Source organism: Microbacterium sp. IO18 (assembly GCF_049099505.1).
GTDB classification, from domain to species: Bacteria; Actinomycetota; Actinomycetes; order Actinomycetales; family Microbacteriaceae; genus Microbacterium; species Microbacterium aurugineum.
The window spans coordinates 2,270,347-2,286,909 of record NZ_JBMJAF010000001.1 but is presented as its reverse complement, the minus strand read 5'-3'; the positions used below and the strand labels follow the sequence as shown (position 1 = coordinate 2,286,909).

General features: G+C 68.2%; 17 protein-coding genes. 7 read left to right on the top strand and 10 right to left on the bottom strand.

Annotated features, from left to right (window positions below; translation table 11 throughout):
- Window positions 1–3: 3 nt before the first annotated feature.
- Both ACLF6J_RS10885 and ACLF6J_RS10880 read left to right on the top strand, forming a co-directional pair.
- Window positions 4–1,599 (top strand): amidohydrolase, encoded by a 1,596-nt coding sequence (locus ACLF6J_RS10885; RefSeq protein ID WP_134352591.1) that lies wholly within the window; start codon window positions 4–6, stop codon window positions 1,597–1,599.
- A gap of 44 nt (window positions 1,600–1,643) precedes the next feature.
- Window positions 1,644–2,066 carry an NUDIX hydrolase gene (locus tag ACLF6J_RS10880; protein WP_047519735.1) on the top strand — a complete coding sequence of 141 codons (423 nt, stop codon included), beginning with the start codon at window positions 1,644–1,646 and terminating at the stop codon, window positions 2,064–2,066.
- Between the two features lie 27 nt (window positions 2,067–2,093).
- Here the strand turns inward: ACLF6J_RS10880 and ACLF6J_RS10875 are convergent, their stop codons facing one another.
- Together ACLF6J_RS10875 and ACLF6J_RS10870 are read right to left on the bottom strand one after the other, a co-directional pair.
- A complete protein-coding gene (locus ACLF6J_RS10875; RefSeq protein WP_194239360.1) occupies window positions 2,094–2,549 on the bottom strand; it encodes an aminoacyl-tRNA deacylase in 456 nt (151 codons plus the stop codon).
- Window positions 2,550–2,605: 56 nt separating this feature from the next.
- Complete coding sequence (locus tag ACLF6J_RS10870; RefSeq protein WP_047519770.1) at window positions 2,606–3,112, bottom strand: hypothetical protein; 507 nt, start codon at window positions 3,110–3,112, stop codon at window positions 2,606–2,608.
- A gap of 144 nt (window positions 3,113–3,256) precedes the next feature.
- On the opposite strand from ACLF6J_RS10870, the gene ACLF6J_RS10865 reads away from it, so the two are divergent.
- Window positions 3,257–3,814 (top strand): peptidylprolyl isomerase, encoded by a 558-nt coding sequence (locus ACLF6J_RS10865; protein WP_047519733.1) that lies wholly within the window; start codon window positions 3,257–3,259, stop codon window positions 3,812–3,814.
- 21 nt (window positions 3,815–3,835) lie between these two features.
- Window positions 3,836–4,729, top strand: a complete 894-nt coding sequence (locus tag ACLF6J_RS10860) for a rhomboid family intramembrane serine protease (RefSeq protein ID WP_131491636.1) — start codon at window positions 3,836–3,838, stop codon at window positions 4,727–4,729.
- A gap of 922 nt (window positions 4,730–5,651) precedes the next feature.
- On the opposite strand, the gene ACLF6J_RS10855 is transcribed toward ACLF6J_RS10860, so the two are convergent.
- On the bottom strand, window positions 5,652–5,891 hold the full coding sequence (locus ACLF6J_RS10855) for a cell division protein CrgA (protein ID WP_047522075.1): 240 nt from the start codon (window positions 5,889–5,891) through the stop codon (window positions 5,652–5,654).
- Window positions 5,892–5,982: 91 nt separating this feature from the next.
- On the opposite strand from ACLF6J_RS10855, the gene ACLF6J_RS10850 reads away from it, so the two are divergent.
- From ACLF6J_RS10850 to ACLF6J_RS10840, 3 genes are read left to right on the top strand one after another with little or no spacing between them, the layout of a single operon-like run.
- The gene (locus tag ACLF6J_RS10850) at window positions 5,983–6,777 is read left to right on the top strand and encodes a class E sortase (protein WP_134352592.1); all 795 of its coding nucleotides are present in this window, start codon (window positions 5,983–5,985) and stop codon (window positions 6,775–6,777) included.
- Between the two features lie 28 nt (window positions 6,778–6,805).
- A complete protein-coding gene (locus ACLF6J_RS10845; RefSeq protein WP_166804676.1) occupies window positions 6,806–6,961 on the top strand; it encodes a hypothetical protein in 156 nt (51 codons plus the stop codon).
- Window positions 6,958–7,590, top strand: a complete 633-nt coding sequence (locus ACLF6J_RS10840) for an anthranilate synthase component II (protein ID WP_134352593.1) — start codon at window positions 6,958–6,960, stop codon at window positions 7,588–7,590. Before ACLF6J_RS10845 ends, ACLF6J_RS10840 begins: the two co-directional genes overlap by 4 nt.
- A gap of 29 nt (window positions 7,591–7,619) precedes the next feature.
- Here the strand turns inward: ACLF6J_RS10840 and pknB are convergent, their stop codons facing one another.
- Genes pknB through ACLF6J_RS10805 form a run of 7 tightly spaced genes read right to left on the bottom strand, consistent with a single transcriptional unit; the run spans window position 7,620 to window position 16,471 of the window.
- Complete coding sequence (gene pknB, locus ACLF6J_RS10835; RefSeq protein ID WP_134352594.1) at window positions 7,620–9,311, bottom strand: Stk1 family PASTA domain-containing Ser/Thr kinase; 1,692 nt, start codon at window positions 9,309–9,311, stop codon at window positions 7,620–7,622.
- A 44-nt stretch (window positions 9,312–9,355) separates the two neighbouring features.
- Entirely contained in the window at window positions 9,356–11,092 is a 1,737-nt protein-coding gene (locus tag ACLF6J_RS10830; RefSeq protein WP_134352595.1) for a protein kinase domain-containing protein, read from the bottom strand.
- A complete protein-coding gene (locus ACLF6J_RS10825) occupies window positions 11,089–12,543 on the bottom strand; it encodes a penicillin-binding transpeptidase domain-containing protein (protein ID WP_134352596.1) in 1,455 nt (484 codons plus the stop codon). The genes ACLF6J_RS10830 and ACLF6J_RS10825 overlap by 4 nt, the downstream gene beginning before the upstream one ends.
- Window positions 12,540–13,925, bottom strand: a complete 1,386-nt coding sequence (locus ACLF6J_RS10820) for an FtsW/RodA/SpoVE family cell cycle protein (RefSeq protein WP_047522058.1) — start codon at window positions 13,923–13,925, stop codon at window positions 12,540–12,542. Before ACLF6J_RS10820 ends, ACLF6J_RS10825 begins: the two co-directional genes overlap by 4 nt.
- On the bottom strand, window positions 13,922–15,226 hold the full coding sequence (locus ACLF6J_RS10815; protein ID WP_134352597.1) for a PP2C family protein-serine/threonine phosphatase: 1,305 nt from the start codon (window positions 15,224–15,226) through the stop codon (window positions 13,922–13,924). The genes ACLF6J_RS10820 and ACLF6J_RS10815 overlap by 4 nt, the downstream gene beginning before the upstream one ends.
- 7 nt (window positions 15,227–15,233) lie before the next feature.
- Window positions 15,234–15,749 carry an FHA domain-containing protein FhaB/FipA gene (locus ACLF6J_RS10810; protein WP_134352598.1) on the bottom strand — a complete coding sequence of 172 codons (516 nt, stop codon included), beginning with the start codon at window positions 15,747–15,749 and terminating at the stop codon, window positions 15,234–15,236.
- Window positions 15,746–16,471, bottom strand: a complete 726-nt coding sequence (locus tag ACLF6J_RS10805; protein WP_131491629.1) for an FhaA domain-containing protein — start codon at window positions 16,469–16,471, stop codon at window positions 15,746–15,748. The genes ACLF6J_RS10810 and ACLF6J_RS10805 overlap by 4 nt, the downstream gene beginning before the upstream one ends.
- Window positions 16,472–16,563: the final 92 nt, after the last annotated feature.

The window sequence follows — 16,563 nt, the reverse complement described above, 5'->3', positions numbered from 1 at the left end:
GCCATGACGACAGTCTTCACCGGCCGCATACGTCCCTTCGCGCCGAGCACCGACATCCAGGTCGAAGCCATGGCCGTCGACGACGCCACCATCGTGGCCATCGGCTCGGCGGAAGAGATTCGCCGCGACCACCCCGACGCCGACGTGGTCGCGCTGGACGGTTGGGTCATGCCCGGGCTGATCGAGCCGCACGGGCACCCCGGATTCGCGGCGATCCTGCTGTCCGACCTGGTCGTCGACCTCCGGCCCGTGGTCGTTCCCCAGGCCGAGGGCGTGCTGGCAGCTCTGCGCACGGCGGTCGCGGAGGCCGATGGGGAAGCCGTCTTCGCGAACGGCTGGGACTCGCTGCTGCAGCGCGGACTCCCCGATCCCGACATCCACTTCCTCGACGAGCTGGCCGGCGGCGTTCCTCTCGTCGTGATCCACAACTCGGGCCACTCCGTCTACTTCAACACCGCTGCGGCGCTCGCCGCAGGCCTCGACCGGACCACCCCCGACCCCGCCGGTGCCTCGTTCGGACGGGACGCCGACGGGGAGCTCACCGGTGTCGCACTCGAGGCCGCCGCGGTCGAGATGGTCGTCGCTCCGATGCTCGCGAAGGCACAGGAGCAGCTCCCCCGCATCCTTCCTGCACACCTGCTCGATTTGGCTTCGCGGGGCATCACCACCGTGGCCGACCTGTCGTGGAATCCCGGACTCGGTCCGCTCATCGACGCCCTGCGTGCGAAGGGTGAGATGCCGGTGCGCCTCCGGTGGTACGAGATGTCCCGTCCGGGCGGGATCCCCTCCGCACGAGGCGGCGACGACCCGTTCTTCCGGCAGACGGGCGTGAAGACGTGGTCGGACGGCTCTCCCTGGGTCGGCAACATCGCCACCTCCTTCCCGTACCTCGACACCCCGGCGACCCGTGCGCTCGGACTCGAGCCGCACCACATCGGCCGGGCGAACTACACCTCGGACGAGCTGTCGGCCATCGCCGAGCCCTATGCCGGTGCGGGGTGGCAGCTGGCGTGTCATGCGCACGGCGACCTGGCGATCGACGCGACCCTCGATGTCTTCGCGCAGATCATCGCGCGGCACGGGCTCACCGATCACCGGTTCCGGCTGGAGCACTGCGGCGCGATGACGCCGGCGCAGTTCGAGCGCGCCGCATCGCTGGGGGTCACGGTGAGTCTGTTCGTCGACCACATCACGTACTGGGGCGAAGTGCTCGTCGATGATCTCTTCGGTCCGGAGCACGGGGGTGCCTGGGCGGATGCCGGCGCCGCGTTCGCAGCCGGACATCGCGTGACGTTCCACAACGACGGGTGGGTCACCCCGAACGAGCCTTTCCGCAACATGGCGGTCGCCGAGACCCGCACCACCCGCAACGGGTATCGGATGCCCGGCGGCACACCGGTCACCAGGGATCAGGCGCTCCTCGCGCACACGGCGAACGCCGCCTGGCAGCTCTTCAGCGAGCGGGAGGTGGGCGTCCTCGCCCCCGGACTCCTCGCGGACTTCATCGTCGTGGATCGCGACCCGGTCACGGTGTCCGCTGAAGACCTCGCCGCGACGCAGGTGACGTCCACCTACTTGGCGGGTGTGCGGGTCGTCTGACACGCGGTCATCGACCGCCCTCGTCGGCGGATAGTGTGTGACGCATGGACCTGCGTGTCGCGGCGTATGCGGTCGTCACCGATGACGACGGCCGCCTGCTCCTGGCGCGCTGGACCGAAGGACGGCGGGTGGCGTGGACCATGCCCGGTGGCGGGCTCGAGCCCGGGGAGTCGCCGGAAGACGCGGTGCGGCGCGAACTCCGTGAGGAGACGGGCTACAGCATCAAAGTCGGCGAACTCCTGGGGATCCACTCCCGTGTGATCCCGGCCGGCCGGCGTGTGCACAAGGCCGCCGAGCCGCTGCACACCCTGCGCATCGTCTATCGCGGCGCGGTCACCGGCGGCAAGCTCCGCTTCGAGACCGATGGTTCGACCGACATGGCGGAGTGGTTCCCGCTGACCTCCGTCGCCGAGCTGCAGCGCGTCAAGCTGGTCGACATCGCGATGCGCATGGCCGGCCTCCTCTGAGCTGAGGCCGAGCGTCAGCGTGCGGCGTCAGCGCTCCTCGGGCACGGAGATGTCGGCGACGGTCGCCCCATATGCGGCGATGAGGTCGTCGGCTTCGACGAACAGGCTGAATCCGTGCGTCCCCGCACCCATCGCGATGCGCTGTCCGACGATGGACTCGTCGGCGTAGACGGGCCAGTCGGTGGTGCTGCCGATCGGCACGATGGTGCCTCGTTCGTAGCCGGTCGCCGCGAGGGCGAGTTCTGGTTCCGGGAGCCGTAGCTTGTTGACCCCGACCAGCGCACGCAGCTTCGGCCACGAGATCGAACGTCCGCCCGGCACGAGGGCGAACAGGAAGGTGTCGTCCGAGCGCTTCACCACGAGGGTCTTCACGATGCCGGACGCGGGGATGCCGAGCAGCTCCGCCGCCTCGAAGAGGCTGCCGGCGGCCGGACGCTCGCGGATCTCGATGTCGAGACCGCGGGCCTGCGCGGCCTCACGCACCCGCGCATGCGGACCGCCTCCGCCACCGGAGGCGACGGAGGCGGGAGCCGAAGTGTTCACGCGTCGGGGGCTGCGAGCGGGTCGTCCGCGACCCAGAGCTCGTCATCGGCACGCAGCGTCTGCCAGGCGGCGTAGAGGACACCGATGGCGGCAGCGGCACCGAGGACGATCGCGATGACCGATCCGAGGCCGGGGCCCGACTTCTGCTTCTTGCCGAAGGCGCCGCGCGGAGCGGGAGGCGTGACGCCGTAGCGCTTGGCGTTCGCGACGTCCCAGGCGGTCAGTGCGGATCCGACGACTCCACCCACGATCGGGACGACCTTGTCGTCGACGACGTGCCGACCCATCTTGACGCCACGGTCGACGACCGGTGCGACACGACGGTTGTACGTGTCCTGGATGACAGGCACGACCTGCTCGCGATTGATGCTGCCGAGCTGACGGCCGGCTTCGCGTGCGACCTCGGCGGCGTGGCCGACGAGCACCTGCTGGTTCTCCCAGAGCTGGTTCGCGTCTTTCTGAAGACGACGCAGTTCCTTCTTCCGCTTGCGGCTGAGGCTCACGATGCTCTCCTGTCCATTGGAGTACGGGTTCCCCATCTTGCCACGAGAGCCTGGATGCCGGGCGGGAATCACCGGACCCTTGCGCCATCATCGGATCCGCGGTACACCGGGCGAACTCACCGGAAGCTCTGCGAGAATGAGGACATGGCTCACGCTTCCCACGTCGCAACCCTGCACACCAACCACGGTGACATCGTCATCAACCTCTTCGGCGACCACGCCCCCAAGACGGTCAAGAACTTCGTCGGGCTCGCCGACGGCACTCAGGAGTGGACCGATCCCGCCACCGGCAAGCCCGGCGAGGGTCCTCTCTACAAGGACGTCATCTTCCACCGCATCATCCCGAACTTCATGATCCAGGGCGGCGACCCGCTCGGACAGGGCGTCGGAGGCCCCGGCTACAACTTCGACGACGAGATCAACATGGAGCTCAACTTCAACGAGCCCTACATCCTCGCGATGGCCAACGCCGGCCTCCGCCGCAACGCCATCACCGGCAAACCTGAGGGCACCAACGGCTCGCAGTTCTTCATCACCACCGACCCGACGCCGTGGCTGCAGGGCAAGCACACCATCTTCGGCGAGGTCGCCGATGACGCCTCCAAGGCTGTCGTCGACGCGATCGGCGCCGTGCAGACGGGCCCCGGCGACCGCCCGGTCGAGCCGGTCGTGCTGCAGTCGATCGACATCGTCGCGGCCTGACGACAGCTGCGGCCGATCCGGATGACCACGCCTGAGTTCACGAGCAATCGCGACAACTTCTGCTATCGCCATCCGGATCGGCAGAGCTTCGTGCTCTGCCAGCGGTGCATGCGCACCATCTGTCCCGAGTGCCAGACCCAGGCACCCGTCGGCGTCATCTGCCCGGAGTGCATGAATGCCGAGCGGAAGAACAGGACGCCCGCGCAGAAGAAGGCCGAACGTCGTTGGCGCGGTGGTCGGGGCGGTGCCCTGGCCGTGACCCGCGGCGGGCGACCCGTCGTCACCTACGCGCTGCTCGCCATCACGTCTTTCATCGGGCTGGTGCAGCTGATCCCCGGGTTCAAAGACCCGCTCATCCAGGCTCTGGGGTTCTTCGCCCCCTTCCTGTACCCGAATCTCTTCGCCGTGCCCTTCGAGCCCTGGCGTCTTCTCACCGTGCTGCTCGTGCACGGGAGCTTCATCCACCTGGCCCTCAACATGCTCGCGCTGTGGATGCTGGGGCAGAGCCTCGAGCCCATGCTCGGCCGCACCCGCTACCTCGCCCTGTATCTGATCAGCGGCCTCGGGGGATCGGTGATGGTCGCCATCCTCGCGCCCGGTTCGTGGACGGTCGGCGCATCCGGGGCGATCTTCGGGCTCCTGGCGTCGCTGCTGATCATCGGTCGCCACATCGGCGCCAACGTGACGGGAATCCTCGTCATCCTCGGAATTAACTTCGCGTTCGGTCTCTTCGTCGGGGGAATCTCCTGGCAGGCGCACCTCGGCGGTGCCGTCGTCGGAGCGCTGGTCGCTCTGATCTACGTCAAGACGAAGCGTCGAGAGCAGCGGACCCTGCAGATCATCCTGCTGTCCGCGCTGGTCGTGCTGTTGATCGTGGTCGTGGCTTTCGTGCCGCCGCTGATCCTTTTGTCCTGATCCGAAGTTGTTAACAGGGTTGTTAACCCCTGTGAATAACACCGGTGTAATTCTCCCCAGGCTGTGGAGGGGGCTGTGGATAACTTTCGCTCTCGGTGACTCTTGTGGGGTCGGGGTGGGGTTGTTCCCTTCGCTCGCAGAACGGGTGCCCTCCCGCTTCGCGGGTCCCTCCCGATGCTCGCTCCGGGAACAACCCCGCCCCTCGCGGCACAGGTCGCCTTTCGCTCGCAGAGCGGGTGCCCTCCCGCTTCGCGGGTCCCTCCCGATGCTCGCTCCGGGAACAACCCCGCCCCTCGCGGCACAGGTCGCCTTTCGCTCGCAGAACGGGTGCCCTCCCGCTTCGCGGGTCCCTCCCGATGCTCGCTCCGGGAACAACCCCGCCCCTCGCGGCACAGGTCGCCTTTCGCTCGCAGAGCGGGTGCCCTCCCGCTTCGCGGGTCCCTCCCGATGCTCGCTCCGGGAACAACCCCGCCCCTCGCGGCACAGGTCGCCTTTCGCTCGCAGAACGGGTGCCCTCCCGCTTCGCGGGTCCCTCCCGATGCTCGCTCCGGGAACAACCCCGCCCCTCGCGGCACAGGTCGCCTTTCGCTCGCAGAGCGGGTGCCCTCCCGCTTCGCGGGTCCCTCCCGATGCTCGCTCCGGGAACAACCCCGCCCCTCGCGGCACAGGTCGCCTTTCGCTCGCAGAGCGGGTGCCCTCCCGCTTCGCGGGTCCCTCCCGATGCTCGCTCCGGGAACAACCCCGCCCCTCGCGGCACAGGTCGCCTTTCGCTCGCAGAGCGGGTGCCCTCCCGCTTCGCGGGTCCCTCCCGATGCTCGCTCCGGGAACAACCCCGCCCCTCGCGGCACAGGTCGCCTTTCGCTCCGGAAATGACGAAGGCCCCCTCGCGATGCGAGGGGGCCTTCGTCGAAAGTCGGGGGCGTCAGCGCCAGCGCGTGGTCATCAGGAAGCCGATCAGCGCGATACCGAGACCGATCGCCAGGTTCCAGTTGTCCAGTCCCGGGATCGGGAACTGCATACCCGAGATGTAGAAGACCAGGATCCAGGCGAGACCGAGCAGCATGAAGCCGATCATCACCGGCTTGAACCAGACGGCGTTGGGAGCGGCTTCGCCCTCGGCGCGCTCGACGGCGGGTTCTTCGGTCTTGCGGTCACGTGCCATGCCGTCATTGTACCCGGGACACCCATGAGCTGCCGAGCCCACATCGCTCGATCACCGGCATGCGTTCAGCGATCCCGGATATGATCGCGCCATGACTGCTTCCGTCGTGCCTGGGGGGCGACGCCCGCGTCGCGCGAGACCACGGTCTCGCGCGACGTTCGCGAGTGTGCTCGGCGAGCTGCTGCTGACCGCAGGAGTCATCGTCCTGCTGTTCGTCGCCTGGCAGATGTGGATCGGCGACATCATCATCAGTGCGCAGAAGAACGAAGAGGGCGCGGCGATCTCGAAAGAGCTCGCGCAGGCCGAAGCCCCTGCGCTGCCCCCGGTCGTCGAGGCGGAGGACGGCACCACGACCTACGTTCCGCCGGTGCCGGCGGCGCCCGCCGACGCGGAGTGGTTCGGGCAGATGCACATCCCGCGATTCGGCGCCGACTACAACTTCGGAATCTACGGGGGCACGTCCCGTGCACGCACCCTCGACCAGAAGGGGATCGGCGTCTACACCGACTCCAAGATGCCGGGCGAGGTCGGCAACTTCTCGATGGCCGGGCACCGGACGACGTGGGGCAAGCCCTTCAATCAGCTCGACAAGCTGCAGCTGAACGATGCGATCGTCGTCGAGACGCCCGACGGCTGGTACACCTACCGCTTCCGGACGCTGGAGTACGTCAAGCCGACGCAGACCGACGTGCTCGCCGACGTGCCGCAGATGCCCGAGCAGCAGACCGGAGAGCAGTACATCACGCTCACCGCCTGTTCCCCGCTGTACTCGCTCGCCGAGCGCATCGTCGCCTACGGGGTGTTCGAGAGCTTCCAGCCTCGTGCCGAGGGGCCTCCCCAGGCTCTGACCGACCCGCCGCCTCCGCCGGCCGCACCGTCGGTGTGATCATGGACATCCACGAGGGAGAAGACTGATGTACGCCGCACTCTGGCGCCTGCTGCCCGGCCCGTCGTGGCTGCGCGTGCTCATCCTGCTCGTCGTCATCGCCGCCGTCCTGTACGGCCTGTTCTGGTACGTCTTCCCGTGGGTGAGCCCGATCGTCGCCCCCGGTGAGGTCGACGTCGAATGACCCGAGTGCTCGTGGTCGACAACCACGACAGCTTCGTGCACACCCTCGTCGGCTATCTGCACGAACTGGGAGCGGAGACCCTGATGGTCGAGTCCGATTCCCTGGACTCCGAGGCTCTCGAGTCGATGCTCCTCTCGCACGACGCCCTGCTGCTCTCGCCCGGACCCGGAGCGCCGGCCGATGCCGGGGCATCGATCGCCGCGGTCCGCATCGCCGCTCGGCTCGGAGTACCGACGCTCGGCGTGTGCCTGGGGCACCAGACGATCGGCGAAGCCCTCGGCACGACGGTCAGCGAGGCGCCGGAGCTCATGCACGGGATGGTCTCGGCCGTCAGGCACGACGGATCCGCCTTGTTCGCCGGCATCCCCTCACCGTTCTCCGCCGGCCGCTATCACTCGTTGACGCTCGCGGAGGCCGACCTTCCTCCGGACGTCACGGTCACCGCATGGACCGAGGACGGCACCGTGATGGGGCTCGCACACCGCGAGCTGCCGCTGTACGGCGTGCAGTTCCACCCCGAGAGCGTGCTGACAGAAGGCGGCTACCGGCTTCTGGCGAACTGGCTGGAGCTGTGCGGTGCGACGAGCGCCGTCGCCCGATCGGAGCGCCTGCACCCGCTCTCACGCTGAGGTCGGCGCGCCGACGCCTCGGAACCCGATCAGCTGCCGCTGCAGTACCGCAGTTCGACGGTGGAGCCGACCGGGACATCGCCCGGAGCCGACGACATCGAATTCACGGTCGTCGGGTCGGTGGCGGGACACTCCGCGTCTTCCACCGCCACCGGGTTGAGACCGAGGTCGGTGAGGTTCGTCGTGGCGGCGTCGACGGTCCAGCCGACGACATCGGTCAGCGTGACCTTCCCGCTCGCCACGACCAGGTTCACCACTGTTCCCGGAGAAACTTCGGTCTCGGCCTTCTCACTGGCGGAGATGACGGTGCCCTCGGCCAAGGCCTTGTCGTTGCGCTGGACCACGGTACCGAGTTCGAGGCCCGCCGCCGTCAACGCCTTCGTGGCGTCGTCCAATCCCATGCCCTCGATCTTCGGGACGGTGACCGTCTCGACGCCGGAGGACACGTGGAGGGTCACGGTGGTGCCCTCCTCCACCGAGACGCCGGCTTCGGGATCGGTGCGGATGACGTTGCCTTCGCTGATCTCGGGACTCGACTCGATCACGATCTTCGAGGTCAGGTCGAGTTTCGCCAGCTCATCCTGTGCGCGCTCCGCGGAGACGTTCTCGAGGTTCGGGATGATGCGCGAAGTGCTGGGCACCTCGGGCGGTCGCATGCTGATCGTGACGACCCAGAACAGTACGGACGCCAGCAGCACCGCGAGGAGGGCGACCCCCGCCCAGATCCACGCCACCGGAGGGCCGGACTGGGTACGGGTCATCGTGGTGTCGGAGCTGAGCTGGCGCAGGGATCGAGCCGTCTCCTGTGCCTGTCGCGGGCTCGGGCCGTACAGCTCGCTGGTGAGCGCTCCGAGCTGCTTGCGTGTCGGTGCGTCTCCGGCGACGGCGGCGTCCAGGGCGGCGCGGAAGTGCGCGGCATCCGGGTAGCGCTGGTACGGATCCTTCGCGAGGGCACGGAGGACGATCGGGTCGAGGGCGCCGGGGGCGTCTTCGTTCACCTCGGTCGGCGGGACCGGTGTCTCGCTGACGTGCTGGTAGGCGACCGCCACCGGCGACTCTCCGCGGAACGGCTGGCGTCCCGTGAGCAACTCGTACAGGACGACGCCGGTCGAGTAGAGGTCGGCACGCGCGTCGACGGGCTCGCCCTTGGCCTGCTCCGGCGAGAAGTAGGCGGCGGTCCCGATGATCTGGGTGGTCTCGGCCACGGTGGACGACGAGTCGGAGACGGCTCGGGCGATACCGAAGTCCATCACCTTGACCTGACCCTTGTCGGTCACCATCACGTTGCCCGGCTTGATGTCGCGGTGGACGACTCCTGCTCGGTGCGAATAGTCCAGAGCTTCGAGGATGCCGTCGACGTAGCGGACCGCGTCCTCCACCGGGACGGGGCCCGCGGAGATGATGTCCTTGAGGAGGGTGCCCTTGACGAGTTCCATCACGATGTACGGCGGCTCGTCGGAGGAGGAGTCGGTCGCGGACGGATCCCCGGCGTCGTACACGCGCACGATCGAGGGGTGGGACATCCGCGATGCCGCCTGCGCTTCCAGGCGGAACCGTGTGCGGAACGTGGTGTCGCGGGCCAGCTCGGCGTCGAGGATCTTGATCGCGACCTCGCGCCCGAGGGTGAGGTCATAGCCGCGGTAGACCTTGGCCATACCGCCATGCCCGATGAGCTCGTCGACGCGGTAACGTCCCGCGATGACTCGTGGCTCTGTGGACACGTACTACCCCCCTGGAAACGACTGCTACTGCGCTGAACTACAGATTACTCGGCGGAATCGCCGCCCTCATCACCGTCGCCCGGATCGGGTGCCGCGACGATCGGGACCGAGAGCGGGGGCGATGCGGCCGACGTGCGCTGGTCGCCGCCGGAGCACAACCCCTGGTACGTGACGATGAGCTGCTGGCCCACGGCGTCCGCGACCTTCACCTGGGTGTTGCGCTGCGTGGGCTGGAAGTTCGGCCCACCCGACACGAAGGTGCCGTTCTGCAGGGAGACCACGTAGCCCGAGAGCGTCGTGCCGCTGGGGCAGGTGAAGCCGGTGCCCCAGGCGATCGTCACGGTGCTGCCGGCGATCGGGTCACCGGTGATGGTGGGAGCGTCGGTCGGGGTCGGCAGGGCGGCGCGACTGGCGTAGATCGTGAGCGTGATCGGCTGCGTGGTCTCGACGTTCCCCCGGGGGGAGACGTCGTAGACCTTGCCGACCTCGGCGTCGGTGGGAGCCGCGTCGCCTTCCGGGCAGGTGATCTCGCTGTCGAAACCGGCGTCGGTGAGCGTGGACGTCGCGGTCGCGCAGTCCATGCCGACGAGGTTCAGTGCGGTCACGTTGACGCGCGTCACCTCGGGCGTCGGAGACTCCGACGGCGTGTTCGGCGGGGTGGAGCTCTGCGACGGCGATCCCGTGGGATCCGCCTCGCCCTGCTGATTCGCCAGCATCGCCCACACCGTGCCGCCGAGGACGATCACCAGCAGCGCGATCAGCGCGATCAGCGGCCAGGTCCAGGGGCTGCGCTTCTTCTTCTTCTCCTCCTCCGCGGCTTCCTCGGTGGGGAGCTGAGCGGTCGTGGGAAGGATGCGAGTGGTGCCGTCGTCGCCGGAAGCCGTCAGCATCCGGGTCGCGTCATCGTCACCGGCGATGCCACCGGTCGCGATGGCCGGGACGGCGATCGCGGCGGAGTTCAGGTCACCGCGACGCAGCGCCTGGGCAGCACGCGCCACCGTCGCGGAAGAGGACGGGCGGTCGCTGGGCTTCTTGGCGATCATCGCCATGACCAGGTTCTGCACCGGGATCGGAACGGTCGGCGGCAGCGGCGGAGGCTGCTCGTTGATCTGCGCCATGGCGATCGCCACCTGCGACTCACCCGTGAACGGACGCTTGCCCGCCAGGCACTCGTAGGCGACGATGCCCAGTGAATAGGTGTCGGTCGCCGGAGAGGCCGGGTGACCCGACGCCTGCTCGGGCGACAGGTACTGCACGGTGCCCATGACCTGGCCCGTCGCGGTGAGCGGGACCTGGTCGGCGATGCGCGCGATGCCGAAGTCGGTGATCTTGACGCGGCCGTCGGGCGTGATGAGCAGGTTTCCCGGCTTGATGTCACGGTGCACGAGGCCGGCCGCGTGGGCCGCCTGCAGAGCGGATGCCGTCTGGGCGACGATGTCGAGCGTCTTGTCGGCGCTCAGCGCGCCGTCGCGTTCGAGCACGGTCGAGAGCGCCTCGCCGGGCACGAGCTCCATGACGAGGTAGGCGCTGCCGTTCTCCTCGCCGTAGTCGAAGACGCTGGCGATGCCCTCGTGGTTGACGAGGGCGGCATGCCGGGCCTCAGCCCGGAAGCGCTCGAGGAACCCGGGGTCCCCCATGTACTCGTCCTTGAGGATCTTGATGGCGACGGTACGTCCGATGACGTGATCCGTCGCTTCCCATACCTCGCCCATGCCACCGATCGCGATACGCGACTGCAGCTCGTAACGACCACCGAACGACACACCCTGCGTCGGCCTCATCTGCCCAGCACCGCCTCTATGACCTTCTTCGCAATCGGAGCGGCGATGGTGTCGCCACTTCCTGATTGTCCCTGTCCGCCGCCGTCTTCGACGACGACCGCTACTGCGACCGCGGGGTCGTTCGCCGGTGCGAAACCGGTGAACCACAACGTGTGCGGCCTGTTTCCGTTCTCTGCGGTGCCCGTCTTACCGGCCACGTCGATCCCGTCTATTCTTGCACCCTGGGCCGCGCCCGTAGCGACGCTCGCGACCATCGCTGCGGTGACGTCGTTCGCCACGTCCGCTTCCATCGCCCGGCCGAACTCGCTGTTCTCGAAAGCCTTGATGACTGAGAGGTCGTTGCCGATGACGGCATCCACCATCCGCGGGTTCATCACGACACCATCGTTGGCGAGGCCGGCCGAGACCATCGCCATCTGGAGCGGTGTCGCAGTGACCTGGCCCTGGCCGAATCCGGTCAGTGCGGTCTGGGCGTCGTCGAGCGCCCGCGGGTAGCTCGACGACGTCGACTCCAGCGGTGTCTCGAAGGACTTGTTGAACCCGAGCTTCTCCGCCATCTCGCGGATCGTGTCGTCGCCGAGCTCGACCGCGAGTTCCGCCATCGGGATGTTGCAGCTGAGTCGGATCGCCTCTGCGATCGTGACCGTCGTCCCCGGACCGCACTTTCCGCCCCACGCGTTGGACACCCGGTTCGAGGATCCGGGGAGCGTGTAGGACACGGGGTTGGGGAGGGTCGAGGTCGGGGTCCAGTCCCCGCTGGCGTAGGCCGCCGCGGCGACGACGACCTTGAACGTCGAGCCGGGAGGGTTGAGGTCGCCCGCGATGGCCCGGTTCGACAACGGCTTCGACGGGTCCGCCTTGAGCTGCTCGTACGTGGCGTTCGCCGCGTCCGCATCATGGGTCGCCATCAGGTTGGTGTCGAACCCCGGGCTCGAGACCATCGCGAGGATCCGGCCGGTCTTCGGCTCGATCGCGACGACGGCACCCTGGAGATCGCCCAGTGCGTCGAAAGCGGCCTTCTGCGCCGCCGTGTTCAGCGACAGTTCCACGCTGTAGCCGCGCTGCGGCTGGCCCGAGAGGATGCGCTCGACCTCACCGAGGAATGCGTTCGCTCCGGTGCCGGAGAGGTCGGCGTTCATCGCCTGCTCGATGCCCGTGCGTGAATCGAGTGCCGCATTGAAGTAGCCGGTCACCGGCTCCCACATCGGCGCATCCGTGTAGACCCGCTGGAATTGGTACTGGTCGTCGCTGGGCACCGAGTTGGCGATGGTGGCGCCGTCGACGATGATCGCGCCCCGCTGGATCTCGTAGCTGTCGAGCCGGGTGCGCTTGTTGTGGCTGTTCTGGGCGAGGCTGTCGGCCTCGACGACCTGGATCCAACTCGTCGCGGCGAACAGCGCGACGAACATGAACAGCATCAGGATGCTGAGCCGGCGCAGTTCCTTGGTCATCCGATCACCACCCTCGGCTGGCGGCGGACACCGTCGGAGATGCGCAGCAACAGCGCGACGATGAGCCAGTTGGCCACGAGTGAGGATCCGCCCGCGGCGAGGAACGGCGTGGTGAGGCCGGTCAGCGGGATGAGCCGGGTGACGCCGCCGACCATGATGAACACCTGCAGCGCGATCGTGAACGACAACCCGGTGGCGAGCAGCTTGCCGAAGTCGTCCTGGCCGGCGAGGCCGATGCGCATGCCCCGACTGACGAACACCATGTACAGGCAGAGGATCGCGAACAGCCCGATCAGGCCGAGCTCTTCACCCAGGCTGGTGATGATGTAGTCGCTGTGGGCGAGCGGGGTGACCTCGGGGCGTCCCTGCCCCCATCCGGTGCCGATGAGTCCACCGCGCGCGAGCCCGAACAGGCCCTGCATCGGCTGGTAGCCGGCACCGTCCGGGTCGACACGGCCGGCATCGAAGAGGAACAGCCAGTTGGTGAAGCGGCCCTGGACGTAGCTGAGGATCTGCGTCGCGAGTGCGACGCCCGCGACCACCAGGCCGAGGCCGATGAGCACCCAGCTCGTCTTGCCGGTCGCGACGTAGAGCATCGCGACGAACATCCCGAAGATCAGGGTTCCGGTTCCGAGGTCACGCTGGAAGACGATGATGCCGAGCGAGATGAGCCAGACCACCAGGACCGGCCCGAGCTCGCGCATGCGGGGCCAGGTGATGCCGAGGACCCGCTTGCCGACCGAGGTCAGACTCTCGCGAGTGCGCACCAGGTACCCGGCGAAGAAGATCGCCAGGCAGATCTTGGCGAGCTCTCCGGGCTGGAAGGCGAAGATGCCGCCGAGCGAGACCCACACGGCCGCGTTGGCATCGGCGATCCGCAGCCCCGGGACGAACGGCAGCAGCAGGAGGAGGATTCCGGCCAGACCGAAGATGTACGTGTACCGGAACAGGATCCGGTAGTTGCGCAGCAGGATCACGACCGCGATCGCGCCGGCGAGTGAGATCGCCGTCCACGCGAGCTGCTTGGTGGAGTAGGCGTCCCAGCCGGTGTTCTTGAACGCGATGTCGATCCGGTAGATCATCGCGATGCCGAGGCCGGTGAGGAGCGTGGCGATCGGGACCACGAACGGGTCGGCGTCCGAGGCCACGAAGCGCAGCACGATGTGGAGCGCGAAGGCGAGGGCGGCGAGGCCGCCGCCGATCGCGAGGATCATCGGGTCGATCACACCCAGGGCGCCCAGTTGCACGAGCGTCAGGGCGCCGCCGCTGATCGCGCAGGCGAAGAGCAGCAGCCAGAACTCGCGATTGCGTTGCGTCTGGGGCATGCGGAGGCGCTTGAGGGCCTTGATGACGGTGGTGTCCGCCTGGACGTCGGTGCTCATCCCTCACCTCCGGCGGGCGTCTCGCTCGGTGTGGGCATCGGTGTGGGCAGAGGGGTCTGCGGGATGACGTTCGCTTCGGCGCCCGTGCGGAGGCGGTCGACGATCGCCATGGCGTCGGACAGGGAGCGGGCGGTGATGGTGCGCTCGACCGAAGCGCGCTGGTAGGGCGGGAGGTCGGCGAGGAGGATGTCCGTGTCTTCGATCGGTGTCGACAGGGTGATCGGGCCGATGTTCTGCTGCACGCCCTGGAAGATCACGACGCTGTCTTCGTCGGCGCCGATGAAGTAGCGCGTCTGCGTCCAGCTGTAGGCCGCGAACGCAGCGAAGGCGAGCATCGCGACGACCAGCAGCGCGGCCGCGATCCATCCGACACGTCGACGTTTCGCGCGCCGACGGTCTTCCTCGATGAGTTCCTCGAGGTATTCCGGGGCCGGTTCGAAGTGGCTGGGCTCGTTCGCGGCCTGACGGACCGGGTGCAGCCAGTTGCTGCGCGGAGGGCGAACCGGGGGCACATAGACGCCGTCGGGGTTCGACGCCGAGCCGACGATCGTGGGCGTGCCCGAGTGGATCGGATGCTGTCCCCCCACGTCGACCAGCACGATCGTGACGTTGTCGGGCGCGCCTCCGTCGAGGGCCTGCTTGAGGAGGTTGTCTGCGGTGCGACCGGGCGCGAGGCCGAGCTGCATCGCCTTGAGGATGTGGGGTTCGTCGACCACGCCGGAGAGTCCGTCGGAGCAGAGCAGCCAGCGGTCACCGGGCTGCGTGTGCATGACGAACATGTCGAGCTCGGGATCGGAGTCCATGTCGCTGAGCACCCGCATGAGGACCGAGCGACGCGGGTGGTAGCGCGCCTCCTCCGGGGTGATGCGGCCCGAGTCGACGAGGCGCTGCACGAACGTGTGGTCTGCGGTGATCTGCGTGAGTGCGTCGTCGCGGTACAGATAGATGCGGGAGTCGCCGATGTGGCCGATGACCGCGTACTCGTCGACCATGATGATCGCGCTGAGGGTGGTGCCGAGGCCGGCCAGCTCCGGGCGATCCTTCGCGGCGCGGATCAGGTCGCCCGCGGCGGTGGTCGCAGCGGCCTGCAGCGAGGCCTGGGCGTCCTCGGTCGACTCGTACGGCTGGTCGAGGGGCTCCAGGCGTTGGATCGCGATGCTCGAGGCGACGTCTCCGCCCGCGTGGCCGCCCATGCCGTCGGCGACGACGAACAGGTTCGCCCCGGAGTATCCGGAGTCCTGGTTGTTGGAGCGGACCTTCCCGGTGTGGGAGATCGCGACGCTCGAGCCTTCGAAGACCATGCCGGCGTCAGGCTCGCAGCTCGAAGGTCGTGGCGCCCACCTTGATGGGTGTGCCGAGCGAGAGGGCGACGGGCGATCCGCTCACGCGCTGGCCCGCGACGTAGGTGCCGTTGGTGGAGTCGAGGTCCTGGATCGCCCAGGCGTCGCCGCGGAGCATGAGCCGGGCGTGGTGGCTGGACGTGTAATCGTCGCGGATCACCAGGGCCGATTCGCTGGAACGACCGATCGTGAGCGAGTCGGCGCTCAGCGGAAGCTCGAGCCCCGCCTTCGGGCCAGAGGTGATCACGAGGCGCTTGGCCGTCGCGACCGTGGCGGGACCGGTCGAGGCCCGCGACGATGCCGGCTTCGACGCGGGCGCCGGTGTCGGTGCGGGGGCGGATGCTCCCGCGGTCGCCTCGGCCGGGAGCTTGCGCACGCGCACCCCGAACAGGTCGGCCCGGAGCGAGTACACGACCCCGAACACGAAGAACCACATCAGGACCAAGAACCCGATGCGGAGGAGAAGGAGGATCAGTTCACTCAACCGAGGGCTCCGAACGCTCGGGTGGCGTCGTCACCGCGAGGCGCAGGGCGCGACGGGGCGGCCACGGGGACGATGCGGAACACCAGGTCGGTGCGTCCGATCGTGATGGTGGTGTCGGTGGGGAGGGCGGCCTCGCGCAGCTTCTGGCCGTTGACCTTCGTGCCGTTGGTGGACCCGAGGTCGCGCATCATGGCGCGCTCGCCGTCCCACAGGATCTCGACGTGCTTACGGCTCGACCCGGCATCCGCGATGGTGATGTCGGCATCCGAGCCGCGACCGATGACCGTCCGGGCGCGGGTGATCGCGTGCCGACGACCATCGACGTCGATCACGGCCTGCCAGCTGACGCGTCCCTCGACCGAACCCGAGTTCACGCGCACGGTACCGGTGGCGATCTTCTCGTCGGCTTCGAGGTTGATCGCGAGCGGCCCGGCGAAGCTGTAGCCCTGCGAGGTGGCGTGCTTGGTCAGCAGCGCGAGCAGTTCATCGGTCAGGGCGCCGCCGAGCCCGCGCATCCGCTCCGCATCGTCCGCGCTCAGGCGCACGACGTAGCTGTTGGGCGCGATGATGCGATCGCGGCTCACGACAGCCGCCTTCGTATCGGCTTCGCGCCGCAGCGCAGAAGCGATCTCCACGGGCTGAATGCCGCTGCGGAAGGTCTTCGCGAACGCGCTGTTCACTGCGCGCTCGAGACCCTTCTCAAAGCTGTCAAGTAGTCCCACTGGGCTCCTCTGGCATGCCGACCGGTAGGGACATCGTAGCCAGGTGTCCTGGGGGAACGCCGCCGATCCGCCTTCCGGGGTGTGCAACAGGG